Below are 13,806 nucleotides of genomic sequence, written 5' to 3' on the forward strand. Positions count from 1 at the left end.
AGGCGGGATATCAAACAGGATATCCCGCCTCTTTTTTGCGTTTACAGACATAAAGAGCAAATGGGGTACATATATTATACCAAAGTGTGTTAAGTGGCTTAAAATGGCAGCCAGACACCTTAAAAAGCAAATGGCGGAGGTGATACATGTGGAAAATGAAAAAGAGTTTCTAAGAGGGAGAATGTGGGGCAGACTTACCTTCCTGCTGGTGGTTGCACTGGAGCTCATGATATTCTGCGTTGGATGTGCAAGGTTTGAGGTGTCAGACAGTGGTGAGCCGCTGCTCTATGACGTGTGCGATGAGACCATGCTGCCGGATGAACTGGTTACCATCATAGACAAAAAGAAGGAAAACCCATTTAATCTCGTATATTCAAACAGCACATATACATATATAGTCATCGCTGCGGGCATGCAGGAGAGGGATGACGTTGGGGTGACTCTGGAGGAGATGTACAAGGACGACAATGCCATTTACATCAAGGGAGTTTTAAGGCAGGTGGCGACTCCGACGGATGGCGTGAAGGGAGACAATGTATCATTTCCTTATATGGTGGTCAGGATAGTGAAGATGGATCTTCCGGTTGTATTCAAGTAGAACGGTATATCATAAAAAATAAGGTGGGGAAAATATGGAGCTTACTAAGAACAGGATCACAACGACGAATCTTAAGGCGGCAAAATACGTTGAGTTTACCGTGGATGACGATTTCAATGTCCCTGATGTGAAGGGGGATATAGACAGACAGATAGCCAGCAAAGGACAGGTGACGATAGAAAACATAGACGTCATGGAGGGCAAGGCGCGCATCACAGGAACTGTGAGCTACGCCATCCTATACCAGACGGACCGGGAGGGGTATTCATTTGAGAGCCATGACGGAGAGCTGCCATTTGAGGAGACGATAAATGCGGATGAACTGTCGCTGGGAGATAAGGTTTCCGTACAGGGTGTGCTGGAGGATCTGTACGTGACCGTGATAAATTCCAGAAAATACGAGGTGAGAGGGCTTGTGGGCGTGAAGCTCTGGGCGTGCCAGCAGATCACCGCAGAGGGCGCCGTGGGCATAGCAAACGGCTCTGGTATAGAGTGCATGACGGAGAAGGTAAGCTTTACAAATCTTGCGGCGTCTTCCAGAGACATAATGAAGATAAAGGAGGACATAGAGATCCCGGCAAATAAGCCGAATATCGGACGTGTGCTGTGGGATCAGGTGAACTTCTCGGAGATAGAGAGCCGTGCCACGGACGTGGGGGTACATATAAGCGGCAAGATGGACATATTTGTCATATACAAGCCGGATGACGAGGTGGCTCCGGTGCAGTATGTCGGCGCCACGAGGGAGTTCCAGGACACTGTGAACTGCGATGGAATAGACGAGGATATGATACTGGACGACATGATAACCGCATCCCGCGGTTCGGTGTCCGTGCGTGCAAATGACGGCGGTGAGGACAGGATACTCCAGGTGGAGAGCAGTCTCAATGTGGACATCAAGGTGTACGAGGACGTGGAGGCAGACCTTCTCAAGGATATGTTCTCATATTCTGCGCAGGTCGATCCCGTCAGGAGCAGATTCAGTTACGAGAACCTTCTCATGAGAAACAATGCAAAGACGAGGGTCGTGAAGAAGGAGAGGCTCAAGAGCAGCCAGCCGTCCATTCTCCAGATCGTAAATGTGACGGGCAGTGTGGATATAGACGATGTCAGGCCGGCGGATGACGCCGTGGTCGTCGAGGGTGCTGTGAAGGCGGCAGTTCTTTATGTGTCATCGGATGACAGCAGACCTCTGTGTCAGATGGAGGTGGTAGCTCCATTTTCATACAGGGTGGAGACTGTTCCGCTCAGAACTCAGGATTCCATCAGGATTACCCCTGCACTCAATCAGATCACGGCGGCGCTGCCGGGCAATGACGAGGTGGAGATAAAAGCCATAGTGGATATGGGAATGACCATATTTACCCGGAAAGAGATAGAGCTTATCGATGACATGACGGTGGCTCCGGTCGATATGAAGAAGAAAGCGGTGGCGCCAGGTATAGTGGGCTATGTTGTGCGTGACGGTGACAGCATATGGTCGATCGCAAAACAGTATTATTCCAGTCTTGATTCCATAAGAAAGCTCAACAGCCTTGAGGGGGATGACGTGAAAGCCGGTGACAGGTTGATAGTGGTCAAATGTGCGGGAAAGAATTAGCTGTTGCCCTTCCAGTGTATATTGTATTTTCCCGGTGATCTGGGATCCTGGTCGGTGACAGCGGCTTCTCTGTAATATTCTTCGTATGGAACAGGGTTGTTGGTGATTCCAAGAATGTAATCGGATGACACGTTATATAACTCGGTGAGATATATAAGGTGATGGATTGGCAGCGCGCTTGCGCCCCTTTCATAACGTGCGTACATGGTCTGTGAGGTGTTCAGATAGCGGGCAACATATTGTTGTGTAAAGTCATGATCTTCCCGCAGTCCCCGGATTCTTTCTATATACTTTTTATCCTTGCTAAATTCCATATACTGCATTCGATCACCCGCAAAAATGATAACATACGGGTTTGTGACCCTTTTAATTTTAGTAAATATGTTTACTAAACGAGATGGTAACAAAAAAGTGCAATCATAGCCGACAGCTATAATTGCACTTAAGTTTGTGTATTTCCATTAATCAGGCTTCTTTTGCCTGTTCATTGGCCTCTTTGTCGTCCTTCTCAGGGAGAAGTCTCTTGAACAGTGGAACGAGCTGTGCGGCGATGACAGCCTTAACGAGGTCGAGTGGAATGAATGCCACGAAACCTGATAAGAATGCAACCTTCCATGTGAGGTTACCGTTGAACTTCCACCAGATCATTCCCACGATATCAATGATCACGACACCTATGATCGCAACGATGGTATACTTAAGTCTCTTGTACTTTTTGCCTTTGATGAGACCGACTACGATTGATGCAATGATGAATGAGAAGGTGTATCCACCGAATACTCCGAACAGATATCCAAGGCCTGCGCCTCCGCCGATGAATACAGGAACGCCGATGGCACCCATGATCATCCAAAGTGCTATTATGATCGTTGAGTCTCTGAGCTCAAATACGAGAGCTATCAGAATTATCATAAAGTTGAGTAATGTGATGTGTGCTGCGTTAGGGAGCGGTGTTGGAATGCTCAGGTAAGCGGATGCACACAGAATTGCAGTGAACATGGCCATCATGACCAGCTCTACAGTGGTAAATGCTTTTTTCATTTGTAATAATCCTCCAATGATTGTAATGCCTGTGTACAGCTTATTCACAACAAATCCAGGTAGTTTCGACGGGCTGATGACGAATACTGCCTGGATTTGTTAACCTATACACAAGGGCTATGGTTGACATTATATATACACATGGGAGGAATGTCAACCATAAATTTTAAACACAGGTTAACATTTGCAAAACACACGTTATTGTGTAAAATACTTAATATAGAATTCGAACGATATACAGAGTGTATACACAGGAGGCGGGATATGATAAAGGTCGGAATCACGGAGATCGATATTGGATACGAGGATAAGGAGTATGCCAGGGAGCACTGTCTTGAGGTCATGCAGGAGGCATATGAGAATGGCGTTGAGCTCTTGGTGTTTCCTGAGATGACGCTGACGGGATTTACCATGATGCCCGCTCACATGTGGGAGGCGTACAGGGATGGTGAGATACCGGAGAGCGTTTCGTTTTTCATGGAGAACAGCAGGAAATACGATATGGCCATGGCATTTGGTTATATAGAAGCTTTCATGGCAGATGGAAGCGGTGAGTTTGATGAGAGCAGAAGGAAGGTATTTGAAAATAAGCTGGCGATTGTCAGCGGTGATGAGGTGATCATGGATTACGCAAAGATACATCCTTTTTCGTTCAGCGGTGAGGACAGGGTGTACCGGGCAGGCAGCCGCATTTGTCAGGCGAATGTCAAGGATCTGAGGTTGGGCGGATACATATGCTATGATCTCAGATTCCCGGAGATATTTTCGGCGGCGAGGGATTCTTACGATGCCATACTTGTGATAGCCAACTGGCCTGAGGAGAGAGTTGCCCAGTGGGAAGCGCTGCTCAGGGCGAGGGCCATTGAGAATCAGGCATATGTGATAGGCGTGAACAGAGTGGGCATGGGTAAAAGGGAGAGATATGTCCCGAGCTCACATATATATGATGTCTACGGCAACGAGATGGCGGAGAGGGTGAGCGACAGACTGCTCGTTGCGGAGCTGGATCCTGCGGTCATAGCCGGTGCCAGAAAGACATTTCCGCAGGGCAGGGACAGGAAAAATGAATTTTACATGTCAATATTATAGAATTATTTGACTGGTGTATAAAACTGGTGTTCTCTTTGGTGCTTGTAATATTTTGTCAGATGGTTTACAATGGATAGAGGCAATGAGGAGGTAAAACTTATATGAATAAGGACGATTGCATTTTTTGTAAGATAGCCAACGGTGAGATTCCATCAGCGACAGTTTATGAGGATAGTATCTGCAGAGTAATACTTGATGTGAATCCTGCTAACAAGGGCCATGCGCTTATTATCCCGAAAGAACATTTTGACAATATATACAGCATGGATGCTGAGACAGCAGCCAAGATATTTACTATAGCTACAGAGGTGGCAAAGGCACAGAAGGCTGAGCTGAATCCGGACGGACTGAATATCCTTCAGAACAACGGCGAGGCAGCAGGTCAGACTGTATTCCACTTCCATATGCACCTTGTTCCAAGATACATCAAGGACAACGTGACTATGACCTGGATACCGGGTAAGGCTGATACAGAGGAGCTGTCAGCATTGTCTAAGGCTCTCAGAAAGAGAATCTAGACGATTGAAGATAGATATATAAGGTTTTGTGAGAAGAGCAGCACATGATGAACATAAGTCATGTGCTGTTTTTTCTGTTACGGTGTTACTGATAGAAAGAGCAGGCGGTAGGAAAGGACTGTATATGGAGTATAATGAAGAAACTGAGGAAAGAGGGCTGAGGCGGCTGTCGTCAAATGCGCTCAAGCTGACAGCCTGTGTGTGTATGGCCGTAGATCACATAGGCATAGTATTCATGGATAACAACTACATAATGCGCGCTGTGGGGCGTCTGGCATTTCCTGTATTTGCATTCCTGCTTGTACAGGGGCTTCTGCGTACATCCGACGTGAGGAGGTATCTTCTGAGACTTGGAATATTTGCGGTGGTGTCAGAGATACCATTTGATCTGGCAATGCACGATACGATCTGGTATCCGGGGGCTCAGAACATATTCTTCACCCTGACAGCCGGACTGTTTGCCATATACGCCATGGATAGCCGGGGGCCAATCGGAAGATGGAAGGTCGAGATCGTACTGGCCGCAGCACTTCTGGCGGAGTTCCTGAGATTCGACTACGGCATGGCGGGAGTGGGAATCATAGTCATGTTCTATCTGATCGAGAAGGAGCGGAGTGGAGCGGATGCTTATACTCTGGCATATTTCAATAAGAAGCAGAACATTGAGATCGTAGTGCTCAGTTCGCTGGTATACATTCTCTGCCTGGGCATGAATCAGCTATACGCTCTGCTGGCGATGATACCTGTGAATATGTACAGCGGAGAGAGAGGAAGGATGAAGCTCAAGTATTTTTTCTACCTGTTTTATCCCCTGCATTTGCTGCTTATATGGTTTATATGGAAAATAATTCATTAAGCATCATTTCCCCCAAAAATATGTTGACTAATAACTCTCAATGATATAGAGTAATGATTGCATTTATAGATATTAGAAAGACGCTCTTATTCAGAATGGTGGAGTCAGAAGGGACGAAGAAGCCATGGCAACCCCGATGTGTTCGGAAGGTGCCGACCTGAGCGACGCAGATATGTAGGTGATACAAGATCTGTGCTCGAACAATGAGAGGCTTGACAGACACGATCAAACCGCTCATACGAAGCGGTTTTTCTTATGTACAAAAAGGAAAGGAAGTAGTATGGAAAGAAGATTATTTACATCGGAATCAGTAACAGAAGGACATCCTGACAAAATCTGTGACCAGATATCAGATGCAGTGCTTGACGCGCTGATGGAGCAGGATCCAATGAGCCGTGTGGCATGTGAGACATCCATCACGACAGGTCTTGTGCTTGTCATGGGAGAGATCACAACCAACGCTTATGTGGATATTCAGAAGATCGTTCGTGAGACGATCAGAGAGATCGGATACGACAGAGCAAAGTACGGATTTGACTGCGATACATGCGGCGTTATCACAGCCATAGACGAGCAGTCATCAGATATTGCCATGGGAGTTGACAAGGCACTCGAGGCAAAGGAGCATCTCATGAGCGAGGATGATATCGAGGCGATCGGTGCCGGAGATCAGGGTATGATGTTCGGATTTGCAACAAATGAGACACCTGAGTACATGCCATATCCAATAGCACTTGCCCACAAGCTTGCAAGAAAGCTCACAGAGGTAAGAAAGAACGGAACACTCCCATACTTAAGACCGGACGGTAAGACACAGGTAACAGTTGAGTACGATGAGAATGACAAGCCTGTAAGACTTGATGCAGTCGTTCTCTCAACACAGCACGGAGAGGAAGTCAGCCAGGAGCAGATCCACGCTGACGTTAAGAAGTATATATTCGACGAGGTTCTTCCACAGGAGCTCATCGATGAGAAGACCAAGTTCTTCATCAATCCAACAGGAAGATTCGTAATAGGTGGACCAAATGGTGACAGTGGTCTCACAGGACGTAAGATCATCGTTGACACATACGGCGGATATGCCCGTCACGGCGGCGGAGCCTTCTCAGGCAAGGATTGTACCAAGGTAGACCGTTCAGCGGCTTATGCGGCCCGCTACGTGGCTAAAAACATAGTTGCAGCAGGTCTGGCTGACAAGTGTGAGATACAGCTCTCATACGCTATCGGTGTTGCAAGACCTACATCCATCATGGTAGACACATTTGGCACAGGAAAGCTTTCAGATGATAAGCTTGTCGAGATCATTAGAGAGCACTTTGACTTAAGACCAGCAGGTATCATCAAGATGCTTGACCTCAGAAGACCTATCTACAAGCAGACAGCAGCTTACGGACACTTCGGAAGAACAGATCTTGATCTCCCATGGGAGAAGCTGGACAAGGTGGATGTGCTGAAAGCATACTTATAAGCAGATTAAAAAAATTCAGACAAATATAAAAGCACATGTATCAGATTGAAACTGATACATGTGCTTTTTGTATATCACGTTATTCCGTGAGTATTAATCTTTGTATTTCTTTGCGGATTCAAGTGCCGCATCTATCTCGTCGAGGGATGCCTGGATCTTGCTCTCCGTACTCTCCGTATCCTCTTTGACGTCAAATGCTGAATCTATAGGCTCGCTGTCATCGGCGACATCCTCAAATGCAGTGTCGTCATAGTCGTCAGTGTGGATGACATCGTCCTCATCAGGAGATACCTGATTGTCGTAATCGGAGTCTGCGTAACTCTCGTGGATAACCTCGTTGTCCCCAGGGAAGAGCGCCTTGTTGTTGATGGTGGGCACCTCGCTATTGTCGTGGTGAGGCATTCTGACGTGTTCAGCGGCTTTTGCGGAAGGCTCGGCAGCTTCTGATGTTTCATTTGCTGTGCTTTCCCTCTCCTCGTTGTCCTTCTTCAGCTTGTCTATCTGAGCCTCGTAATCAGCGATGAGACCCTTGAGTGAGACAGCAAGGATGATGATGACAACGACCAGTATCACAAGAACTATGATGGCTATGAGCATTATTACGAACTTGTGCTTGTCTATGAAGCTGGACAGCGAATCCGTCTCCTCGATGAGATCCGTTGCGTCAAGGAAAGTTCCTTCATTTGGATTGAAGAAATACCAGCCCTGGTGTCCGTCGTTTGTTGCTGCGTAGAGGAGAACGGTGTTGGAACTGCTTCCCTTCATATAAGCTCTGATGTCCGTGTCGTTCAGGTTGATCTTCACTGGAAGATATCCGGTTGGCACTGAGACTGAATTAGGCTTTGGAATGATGTTATAAGTGTTGTTGTTTGAGTGAACGCTTACAAGGGTATCTGCAGGTGCGGATGCGTTCTGATCTGCCTCTGTGAGTGTTCCTACCTCATCCTCAGTAACAACAGGCTTGGTCTCGCTGTCGATCAATGCAAGAGGTGTTGCAGGCTCGGCTTCTGAACCGGTATCGCTGACAGTAGATGAAGCTGCTTCGGTGGAAGCGGCGGCTGACTTGTCGCTGATGGTTACCGAGTTGTATGACGGTGTCATGTCTATCGACTCTTCTGTGTCGGAGATGACCTCAACTGCTGATGTCTCTATGCTGGCAGTTCCGCTTGCAATGGCGGTAAATGTAAATGTTGCTGTCATTGCATCTCCAGGCTTTACATTTGCCTGGGAGTAGCTTACGGTGCCCTCAGATTCCACGGTGCCGCCGCTCACAGCCTTGAGCAATGTGGAATCATATGTGATATTGTAGCTGTAGCTTGATAAAGCCTGATCGGCTGCGTTTATACTTACCTTGATCTCCACGGTATCGCCAACAACGACCGTGGTGGATGGAACCTCAACACTAAATGCGACTGTAGCGGCATAAGTGGTATGAAGCATGAAAAGCATCATAGTCAACACACATGCAACTTCTGTCATAAACGTTCTAAAGCTAAATCTTGTAGTCCTCATAATATTCATATACGGTTATCCACCGAGTCCTCCTTATCCTCTGTTAATTATTATGGTGTAAGTACGTGTAGCTTTACTCTGGGATTTACATACTATCTTAAATGTATTCTTTCCTGATTTCAGGGTTTTTGTTCCCTTTCCGCTCACTGTGGAGTAGCTGCTTACAGGTGAAGCGTTTATTGTCACACTTGATACAGATGAGCGCACATTTACCGTGTACTGTGTAGTGCTGTTTATTGCAAATGTAGGTGACAGCTTCTGGCCGCTTACAGAGAGTGTTTTCAGGTAGTTGTTCTGGTTGCCCGGATTAGCCGCAGGCATCTTCATTGCTGTGCTTGGCATATTCTTGTAAACAGGTATGGCAAATGTTATGGCCTTGTTGAGTGCTCCTGAAGACTTGTAGGCATCATATACCTTCCATGCCTCTGTTGTAGGGGCCTGTACATTTCCCATGTACTGATGCCAGTACAGGCAGTCTGTGTAGGTTACGTTGAACTTCTGAGTATACAGAGTGTTCTGACCCTTGTTGATGTAGGACTCTCCGATATACATCGCACCGCCGATTATTGATTTGGCAGGTGTTGTCCATGGCCTGTTGTACGATGTGCCCGATGAAGCCCATCTCAGACCGTTTGTTATAGCGTTGCCTGATGCACTCTCAAATGCACCGATATTGTAGAAGTTATATATGCCGGGATATGTGGCATTCTTACCGTTTGTTCCCGAGGTTATCGAGCCTCCGACCTCCTGCTTGATACGTGAAGCAATGTGGTAAGGGCTGACGCCGGATTTCTGTGCTGCGGTGATTATCATGGACGAATATGTGGTGGTCGAACCGGTTGGGTGCGCATTGTGCATAAACGAACCAGATAATATAGCCTCAACTCCTGACTTTGTCTGTGATGAGTCGTATGACAGCTTTTCAAATGCGAACATGGAGCTTGCGGATGACATATATGTTCTCGGATCGAGGTAATACTTTACAAGATCGTCCGAGGCTGCAAACCATGTTGAACCATCATATGATGAGTAGGAGTCTGTCTTGTAGTTGTATCCAACGGTCTGTGATCTCCAGCCGTAGTTAGGACTGTAAGATGTACAGTTTACAAGGTTGTTGACACGTCCCTGTACGTTGACCTCGTTCTTGACCACGTCGTTCCAGTTAAGGTTGGTGTGTACCGCCTTGAATATCCAGTTTGGGTGCTCCGCATGGAGCTTTCTGAGAAGCACCTTGTAGCTCTCAGGGAAGTTCTGGGCGGATAACTGCTTTTCAAATGCTGCATCCGATGTCTGGTTACCGTCAGGTTCCTTGTATGTTCCCATTGTGATGAGCGATGAGGAGATAAATCCTGTATACTTCTTGCTGCTGTATGTGAGGTTGACCTTGTACCATGACTTGTTGGATGTATCAGTCACGGAGAGTGCCTGTCCCTTCATGAGCATGATCGCGCTTCCGTTGTAGGTTATAGGTGTACCCGCTGCCGTCTGGCGGAAGTATACATAGTCTTCATTCACATAACCGCTCTTGGCTGCCTGAGCCGCTGTGGTAGGCTGCTGTGTAGTAGCCTTGGTCGTGGCCTTTGTTGTGGCTGAAGTGGAGTCGATCACGATGAACTTGGAATATACATAACCGGTGTAGCGCTTCTTCTTATATGTAAGCTTGACCTTGTACCATGTCTTGTTGGAAGTGCTCAGTACGGTCATGCTCTGACCGCCCATGAGCATGATCGGCGATCCGTTATACTTCAGCGGCGTGCCGTTTGGCGTTTTTCGGAAATATACATAGTTTTCATTTTTTCGAAGGTGAGCCTTCTTGGAGGTTGTCCTTGTTACCTTGATAAATGCGGAGTACACATAACCGGTGTAGCTCTTCTTCTTGTATGTAAGCTTGACCTTGTACCATGTCTTGTTGGAAGTGCTCAGTACGGTCATCTTCTGACCCTTCCTGAGGAGTATGGCCGAGCCGTTATATTTTATAGGCGTGCCGTTTGGTGATTTGCGGAAATACACGTAGTCAGACGTGAGAGTTCCCGTGGTCGCGGCTTCTGCGTGATTGTTTCCCACATACAGTCCGGTCACCGCGATGCAGACGACCGCCCAAATAAGCATTACGATAGAAATAGTAGTTCGGGTTCGTTTAGTATTGATATCCATAGTAACCTCCATTTTTTCATAAAACAAATCTATATATAAAATAGTATTTATGACAAAATTACATCAGTCTAAGTTTACCATAATTATTGCAAATGAGCACCATTTTTGTGAAAAAAGTTATAAAAAAGTAATAAAATTGCAATAAAAAAGCTTTTGCCGGTCAGACAAGTGCTGACCGGCAAAAGCTTTTCGCCTTATGTCGTATATATTAACCTACTTTGAGCTTGAATTTCTGGATCTCTTTGTCCGTCTCTACCTTCTCGATGAGAGCACCAAGTCCGCGAAGCTTTTCGTCGAACTTCTCGTAGCCTCTCTGGATATACTTGATATCACATACAGTAGAGAAGTCGTTGGCCACAAGTGCCGCAATTACAAGTGCTGCGCCTGCTCTCAGGTCAGGTGCTGCAACATTTGCACCGGTGAATGTCTCCACACCATCGAGAATAGCGGTGTTGCCCTCGACTCTGATGTGTGCGCCCATTCTTGAAAGCTCTGCGACATACTTGAATCTGTTCTCAAATATGCTCTCGGTGACGATGCTTGTTCCGTTGGACAGTGCAAGTGTAACCGCCATCTGTGGCTGCATATCTGTCGGGAATCCCGGATATGGCAGAGTCTTGATGTTGGTAGCTTTGAGTCTCTTGTTGCACATTACTCTCACTGAATCATCGTACTCGATGACAGTGGCACCTATATCTGTAAGCTTTGAGGTTATAGCCTCAAGATGCTTAGGAATTACGTTCTTGATGAGGACGTTGCCTCTGGTGGCTGCTGCTGCAACCATGAAGGTTCCTGCCTCGATCTGATCCGGAATGATGGAATATGTAGTTCCGTGAAGTGACTTTACGCCACGGATACGGATGACATCAGTTCCGGCACCCTTGATGTTAGCACCCATACTGTTGAGGAAATTGGCAACATCAACGATATGTGGCTCCTTGGCTGCGTTCTCTATGGTAGTCTTGCCGTTTGCCATTACGGCGGCCATCATGACATTGATGGTGGCACCTACTGAGATCACATCCATGTAAATGTGGCTTCCGATCAGCTCATCAGCCTCAACGGATATCATACCGTTTGCTATATCAACGTGGGCTCCAAGTGCTTCAAAACCTTTTATGTGCAGATCTATCGGACGGGCTCCGATGTCGCATCCGCCTGGAAGAGCGACCTGTGAATGGTTATATTTGCCAAGCAGTGCGCCGAGCAGATAGTAGGATGCTCTGATCTTTCTGATATATTCGTCGTCGACACAGAGATCGGTATTCGGATTGATGGTTCCACCACATATAGCAACCGTGTGCTCGTCTATGTAACGGACCCTTGCGCCGATACCCTGAATGGCCTGAAGAAGGACTCTTGTATCTCTGACGTTCGGTACGTTTTCTATTGTGACTTCCTGGTCGGTCATGACTGCAGCGGCAAGTATTCCAAGTGCGGCATTCTTAGCACCCGCAATGGTAACTTCGCCCTCCAGAGGACGACCTCCCTTGATAACATACTGTTCCATATTTCACCTCTTAGATAATTCTCGGATTATCGCAACTTTATAGATTATAGCACATAAAACTGAAAAGTAAACAGTTACTTGTCTGCTTCACAGTATATACATCTGTAAATTCGCTTTTCTCTGTCTGTGAGTTTGAATATATGGGTTATTCCCTGCTCTGTGGTCGTAATGCATCTTGGATTGGTACATTTCTTTATTCCAACTAGTCTCTCAGGCAGTTCAATCTTACGTTTTTCAACGAGCTTGCCGTCCTTGATGATGTTGACGGATATATCCGGGTCGATATACCCCAGAACATCAAGGTTTATGTCGATATCCTGATCTATCTTAAGAATGTCCTTTCTTCCCATCTTCTCGCTTTTAACATTCTTGATTATAGCAACGGAGCAATCCAGCTTATCAAGATGAAGATCGTTGTATATCTGCAGGGCTTTGCCTGCTGTTATATGGTCAAGTACAATACCATTCTGAATACTGTCAATATTCATGATCATTCCTCCTATGCCTTAAAATCCTTGTCGAGTCCGAGAAGGTCCATGATGAGTGCCATTCGGACATATTTGCCGTTGAGTGCTTGTCGGAAATAACATGCTCTCGGATCGTCATCCACCTCAACAGATATCTCATTTACACGAGGAAGCGGGTGAAGGATCGACAGGTCAGGCCTAGCGAGAGCCAGCTTTGACTTGTCAAGAATATAGGTATCTTTCAGTCTTATGTAGTCCGCCTCGTTGAAGAAACGTTCTTTCTGGACTCTTGTCATATAGAGAACGTCCAGAGATCCGATAGCATCCTCAAGAGAGGAAATCTCCTCATATGGTATATTATTCTTTTCGATGACTTCTGTTCTTATATAATCAGGTAATTTTAATTCATCCGGTGATATGAGAATAAATTTTATGCCTTTGTATCGTGACATGGCCTTTATAAGTGAATGAACCGTACGACCAAACATAAGATCTCCGCAGAAACCTATGGTCATATTGTTTAGTCTGCCCTTCTCTCTCTTTATTGTGAGAAGATCGGCCAATGTCTGCGTAGGGTGATTGTGACCGCCGTCACCAGCATTAATAATAGGAACATCTGATTTCATGGAAGCCAGCATCGGGGCACCCTCTTTATAATGTCTCATAGCTATAATATCGGCATAACAGCTGACGATCTTGACGGTATCGCCCACACTCTCACCTTTTGTTGAAGATGAGGAGCTCGCAGATGAAAATCCGAGAACGTTTCCGCCAAGTTCCATCATGGCAGCCTCGAAGCTAAGTCTTGTGCGTGTGCTTGGTTCAAAGAACAGAGTTGCAAGCTTTTTGCCCTTACAGACTTCGCTGTATTTCTCTTTATTGTCGATGATGTCCTGTGCCAGCACGAGAAGGTGGTCAACCTCCTCAACTGACAGGTCCATTGGGTCTATTAAATGTCTCATTTGACATGATCCTCCTTAGGTTATCAGAATG

Annotated in this window: 13 protein-coding genes and 1 riboswitch; of the genes, 6 read left to right on the forward strand and 7 right to left on the reverse strand. The window is 46.4% G+C overall.

The features are described from left to right. The first annotated feature begins 148 nt into the window (after window positions 1-148). The gene (locus tag ABUA31_RS13315) at window positions 149-598 is read left to right on the forward strand and encodes a protease complex subunit PrcB family protein (protein ID WP_238051193.1); all 450 of its coding nucleotides are present in this window, start codon (window positions 149-151) and stop codon (window positions 596-598) included. Window positions 599-632: 34 nt separating this feature from the next. Further along, window positions 633-2,198 (forward strand): DUF3794 and LysM peptidoglycan-binding domain-containing protein, encoded by a 1,566-nt coding sequence (locus ABUA31_RS13320; protein WP_349818689.1) that lies wholly within the window; start codon window positions 633-635, stop codon window positions 2,196-2,198. Here ABUA31_RS13320 and ABUA31_RS13325 read toward each other — a convergent pair. Beyond that, entirely contained in the window at window positions 2,195-2,512 is a 318-nt protein-coding gene (locus ABUA31_RS13325; RefSeq protein WP_117875344.1) for a helix-turn-helix domain-containing protein, read from the reverse strand. The genes ABUA31_RS13320 and ABUA31_RS13325 overlap by 4 nt on opposite strands. 151 nt (window positions 2,513-2,663) lie before the next feature. Beyond that, window positions 2,664-3,239, reverse strand: coding sequence for a biotin transporter BioY (locus ABUA31_RS13330; protein WP_015534320.1), 576 nt, complete (start codon window positions 3,237-3,239; stop codon window positions 2,664-2,666). 264 nt (window positions 3,240-3,503) lie between these two features. Between ABUA31_RS13330 and ABUA31_RS13335 the strand changes: the two genes are divergently transcribed. From ABUA31_RS13335 to metK, 4 genes are all read left to right on the forward strand, one after another. Further along, the gene (locus ABUA31_RS13335; RefSeq protein ID WP_349818690.1) at window positions 3,504-4,328 is read left to right on the forward strand and encodes a nitrilase-related carbon-nitrogen hydrolase; all 825 of its coding nucleotides are present in this window, start codon (window positions 3,504-3,506) and stop codon (window positions 4,326-4,328) included. Window positions 4,329-4,429: 101 nt separating this feature from the next. Continuing rightward, the gene (locus ABUA31_RS13340; RefSeq protein ID WP_015534318.1) at window positions 4,430-4,846 is read left to right on the forward strand and encodes an HIT family protein; all 417 of its coding nucleotides are present in this window, start codon (window positions 4,430-4,432) and stop codon (window positions 4,844-4,846) included. A 124-nt stretch (window positions 4,847-4,970) separates the two neighbouring features. Next, window positions 4,971-5,702 carry a TraX family protein gene (locus ABUA31_RS13345; RefSeq protein WP_117875339.1) on the forward strand — a complete coding sequence of 244 codons (732 nt, stop codon included), beginning with the start codon at window positions 4,971-4,973 and terminating at the stop codon, window positions 5,700-5,702. 83 nt (window positions 5,703-5,785) lie between these two features. Beyond that, window positions 5,786-5,912: riboswitch (SAM riboswitch) on the forward strand. A 70-nt stretch (window positions 5,913-5,982) separates the two neighbouring features. Then, window positions 5,983-7,170 (forward strand): methionine adenosyltransferase, encoded by a 1,188-nt coding sequence (gene metK / locus ABUA31_RS13350; protein ID WP_055146176.1) that lies wholly within the window; start codon window positions 5,983-5,985, stop codon window positions 7,168-7,170. 93 nt (window positions 7,171-7,263) lie between these two features. Here metK and ABUA31_RS13355 read toward each other — a convergent pair whose 3' ends face one another. The 5 genes from ABUA31_RS13355 to pyrB form a co-directional block, all read right to left on the reverse strand. After that, window positions 7,264-8,691 (reverse strand): cohesin domain-containing protein, encoded by a 1,428-nt coding sequence (locus ABUA31_RS13355; protein WP_349818691.1) that lies wholly within the window; start codon window positions 8,689-8,691, stop codon window positions 7,264-7,266. Window positions 8,692-8,715: 24 nt separating this feature from the next. Continuing rightward, window positions 8,716-10,836, reverse strand: coding sequence for a cadherin-like beta sandwich domain-containing protein (locus ABUA31_RS13360; RefSeq protein ID WP_349818692.1), 2,121 nt, complete (start codon window positions 10,834-10,836; stop codon window positions 8,716-8,718). A gap of 208 nt (window positions 10,837-11,044) precedes the next feature. Beyond that, complete coding sequence (murA, locus tag ABUA31_RS13365) at window positions 11,045-12,346, reverse strand: UDP-N-acetylglucosamine 1-carboxyvinyltransferase (protein ID WP_015534313.1); 1,302 nt, start codon at window positions 12,344-12,346, stop codon at window positions 11,045-11,047. 74 nt (window positions 12,347-12,420) lie between these two features. After that, a complete protein-coding gene (locus tag ABUA31_RS13370; RefSeq protein ID WP_015534312.1) occupies window positions 12,421-12,834 on the reverse strand; it encodes an aspartate carbamoyltransferase regulatory subunit in 414 nt (137 codons plus the stop codon). Between the two features lie 11 nt (window positions 12,835-12,845). Continuing rightward, window positions 12,846-13,775, reverse strand: a complete 930-nt coding sequence (pyrB, locus tag ABUA31_RS13375; RefSeq protein WP_022217502.1) for an aspartate carbamoyltransferase — start codon at window positions 13,773-13,775, stop codon at window positions 12,846-12,848. Window positions 13,776-13,806 lie beyond the last annotated feature (31 nt).

This window comes from Coprococcus sp. RTP31081st1_H1_RTP31081_211007 (genome assembly GCF_040227275.1).
GTDB classification, from domain to species: domain Bacteria; phylum Bacillota; class Clostridia; order Lachnospirales; family Lachnospiraceae; genus Coprococcus; species Coprococcus aceti.